We start from the raw sequence: 3,291 nt of genomic DNA, 5'->3' as shown, positions 1-3,291 counted from the left end.
CTCTACATAAAAGAATTTGAAAATGTAGAGCACTTTAAAATAGAATTAGAAAAATATATAGATTATTATAATACGAAACGGATTAAGGCAAAATTAAAAATGAGCCCGGTACAATACCGGACTCATTTTTATCAAGCTGCCTAATGAAATAACCGTGTCTAACTTTTAGGGGTCACTTCAAAACTCGCTCTTTTTTTGTTATGTACAATAATTCATTACTATTCTAATTCAATTGAAACATTTTTTTGTGGTACAAATGTAGAAATTGCATGTTTATAAATAAGCTGTTGCTTACCTTCTGTTTCCAGCAGGACTGTAAAATTATCAAATCCTTTAATTAGTCCACGAAGCTGGAAACCATTTAATAAGTACAGCGTAACAAACGTATTTTCTTTACGGAGTTGATTTAAAAACTGATCTTGAATATTGATTGATTGCTTCATGTCGAATCCTCCTCTTTTTCTCTACTTACTATTATTCGACTTTACTTGTAACTTTCCTTCTATGTATCGTAAAATTTCTGACGTTTTTTCACCGTCTGTAACATCAAACCACGTGACATCCATTTTATTACGGAACCACGTTAATTGACGCTTTGCATAACGACGCGAATTCGTCTTTAATTGTGATACCGCATCTTCTAAAGGGGCTCGATTCTCAAAATAATCATAGATTTCTTTATATCCAATTGCTTGAATAGATTGACAATCTCGTATCCCTCTATTATACAGACCTTCTACTTCCTCTAATAGGCCTTGTTCCATCATCAAATCCACTCGTAAGTTAATGCGATCGTATAGCATTTCTCGATCCATTGTCAAGCCAATTAATGAAACATCATAGAGTAACTCTTTTTCTTGTTTCTCAATTTGGTCACTCATTTTTTCACCCGTCGTGTGGAAAATTTCTAACGCCCGAATGACACGTCGTACATTATTTGCATGAATACGCTCCGCACTTTCCGGATCTACTTCTTGCAATTTTTTATGTACATATTCCACACCGCGTTCTAAAGCTAACTTTTCCATTTGCTCTCGGTATATCACATCACCAGCATCATCTGTAAACTGATAATCGAATAAAACAGATTGTATATAAAGACCGGTCCCACCAACTATAATTGGTAATTTACCACGTTCTGTAATTTCTCGAATATGTTTGCGAACACGTTCTTGAAATTCCGCGACAGAAAATGAATCTTCCGGATTTTTTATATCGACCATATAATGTGGAATTCCGTCCATCTCTGCTTGTGTTACCTTTGCAGTTCCAATATCCATCGTTCGATAGATTTGCATGGAATCACCACTAATAATTTCACCGTTCAACGCTTTGGCAAGATCGATACTTAACTTCGTCTTTCCAACAGCTGTTGGTCCAATGATGACAGCAACTTTTTCACGTTGCACTTCTCCCATAGCATTCAACTCTCTTTATGTAATATACTCCATCTATTGATTATACCCAATCTTACCAATTTTAACGGCATGATTGCAAGTTCTTTCATTTCGGTACATGAAATTACATATAAAAAAGAACATAGTTTGTCCAATTCTGCATATACATGATAAAAATCGTTTCGAGAGGATGAGTTAACTATGAAACAATCCACCATCAATTTTTCATCTTTGACAAAAGACCTCATTTTAGCTACTTCTACAAAAGAAAAAAATTGTTCACAAGAGGAATTATACTTCGCCCTAAATTGTTTACTACGGGCTTTTCATTCTACTCTCCATGAAACAACATCACATCCAGAAAATAAAAATACAGAATATATACAAACACAATTTTGCAGTGCATATAAAATTATTACAGGTAAAACTATTTATCCCTTTCAATAATCCATAAAAAGCGGCTGCTTACATAATTTCAAGCAACCGCTTTTTATATTAATATCGATAACCTATTGTATAACTTTCACTTTTACAGATTTGCGCCCCCAGCTATTAGCACTACCATCTGAACCGACTAATACATCAATACGATTTCCTTTAATCGCACCACCAGTGTCTCCAGCAATCGCTTCTCCATATCCTTCTACCCATACTTTTGATCCAAGCGGAATTACTTTCGGATCAACAGCAATTACTTTCATATTTGGATTTGCTGTTAAATCATGCCCCATTGCAGTTAATACACGACCACCATACGAACCATTCTCACTCGGATCTGCTGTATATGCCGTCGCTTCTACTGTAATTTCACGACCACCAGTAGGCGCACTTGTTTCAGTAGATTTCGCAACTGGTTTTGCAGCCGGCTTTTCTTTTACCACAGGTTTACTTGATTCTACATTCTTAATAGAATCGTTACTCTTAACAGACTCTTTATTCTTAACTGCTGTATTATTTTTAACCGGCGCTTCTTCTTGAGCTACAACCTCTTTCTTTTCAATTACAGGTGCCGTTCCTGTTAAAAATGGCACGTGAACATATCCGACTTTTCCATTGTAGTCGAATTGTAACCATTCATTTTGAACTTGATTCGTCGTTTCAATCACATCATTTTTATTAAGTTTACCTAAAATTTCAGAATCAGTATTCGCTCCAGCACGAACATTTAATACGCCCGCCGTTACATAATATGTGCTCTTTGTAAAATCAGCACTTACAAACGCTTCCTTACCGTTTAACTTAATTTTTGTCCATCCATTCTCTGTATTTATAACATCTAGTGTATTCCCACTTAACACTTTACCTACAAGCTTTGACTCTACATTTGGGTTTTCTCTAACATTTAATACGTCTGTTGTTACAATTGTTTCCGCTTTAGCAGAACCCGCAAAAATCCCAAGACCAAAAACTGCTGCTGTTGCTATACTTAATAATTTTTTCATGAATAGCCTCCATTTGCTTTGTTTTCGTATTTTCATTATAGCAACAGATTTTTAGAATTTTTAGAAATCACACAATTACAAAGCATTCGTAATATACAATTAACGAGTTGTAACATAAATTTCCATATTAATAAAATGTATTTCTCATACAATCTCCAGTGGTTTTCATATATTTTTCATATACGAGCACAAGAACTTTTTTCCAGAAAAAATTACAGTATTACTTTTTTGTTACAAAAAATTCACAATTCGTTACATCTTTTACCAAAAAACATCAATATTCCATTGTTAACTTATTTTTTTGTAATAAAAAGAGAGCAGCTACTAATGAACTGCACCCCAATTGTTAGACACAGTCTAACAATTGGAGGTGCAGTTTTTCTATGGCTAAATTTACAGCTGATGAAAAAATACAAATCGTTCTACGTTATTTGAACGGAAATGAAAGTTAT

The 3,291-nt window shown here is 34.3% G+C and carries 5 protein-coding genes; 2 read left to right on the top strand and 3 right to left on the bottom strand.

From position 1 onward, the window contains the following. On the top strand, positions 1–144 hold a 144-nt coding region (locus tag H6481_RS27915), incomplete at its 5' end, for an IS3 family transposase (RefSeq protein ID WP_152530538.1). A gap of 74 nt (positions 145–218) precedes the next feature. Here the strand turns inward: H6481_RS27915 and hfq are convergent. Beyond that, a complete protein-coding gene (gene hfq, locus H6481_RS27910; RefSeq protein WP_000813896.1) occupies positions 219–443 on the bottom strand; it encodes an RNA chaperone Hfq in 225 nt (74 codons plus the stop codon). A 21-nt stretch (positions 444–464) separates the two neighbouring features. Next, positions 465–1,418: a tRNA (adenosine(37)-N6)-dimethylallyltransferase MiaA gene (miaA, locus tag H6481_RS27905; protein ID WP_000504953.1), complete on the bottom strand. Its 954-nt coding sequence runs from the start codon at positions 1,416–1,418 to the stop codon at positions 465–467. A gap of 180 nt (positions 1,419–1,598) precedes the next feature. Between miaA and H6481_RS27900 the strand changes: the two genes are divergently transcribed. Continuing rightward, positions 1,599–1,844 (top strand): hypothetical protein, encoded by a 246-nt coding sequence (locus H6481_RS27900; RefSeq protein ID WP_182813776.1) that lies wholly within the window; start codon positions 1,599–1,601, stop codon positions 1,842–1,844. A 62-nt stretch (positions 1,845–1,906) separates the two neighbouring features. Here H6481_RS27900 and entD read toward each other — a convergent pair whose 3' ends face one another. Further along, positions 1,907–2,839 (bottom strand): cell wall-binding protein EntD, encoded by a 933-nt coding sequence (gene entD, locus H6481_RS27895; RefSeq protein ID WP_023522798.1) that lies wholly within the window; start codon positions 2,837–2,839, stop codon positions 1,907–1,909. Positions 2,840–3,291 lie beyond the last annotated feature (452 nt).

The sequence above is a fragment of the Bacillus sp. ME78 genome, assembly GCF_903970865.1.
GTDB lineage: Bacteria > Bacillota > Bacilli > Bacillales > Bacillaceae_G > Bacillus_A > Bacillus_A cereus.
This window is presented reverse-complemented; position numbering and strand designations above follow the sequence as displayed.

What these genes read in the sequence shown, in the direction of transcription:
- entD (WP_023522798.1), bottom strand. Translation starts at nt 2,839, where the DNA reads ATGAAAAAATTATTAAGTATAGCAACAGCAGCAGTTTTTGGTCTTGGG.
- H6481_RS27900 (WP_182813776.1), top strand. Translation starts at nt 1,599, where the DNA reads ATGAAACAATCCACCATCAATTTTTCATCTTTGACAAAAGACCTCATT.
- hfq (WP_000813896.1), bottom strand. Translation starts at nt 443, where the DNA reads ATGAAGCAATCAATCAATATTCAAGATCAGTTTTTAAATCAACTCCGT.
- miaA (WP_000504953.1), bottom strand. Translation starts at nt 1,418, where the DNA reads ATGGGAGAAGTGCAACGTGAAAAAGTTGCTGTCATCATTGGACCAACA.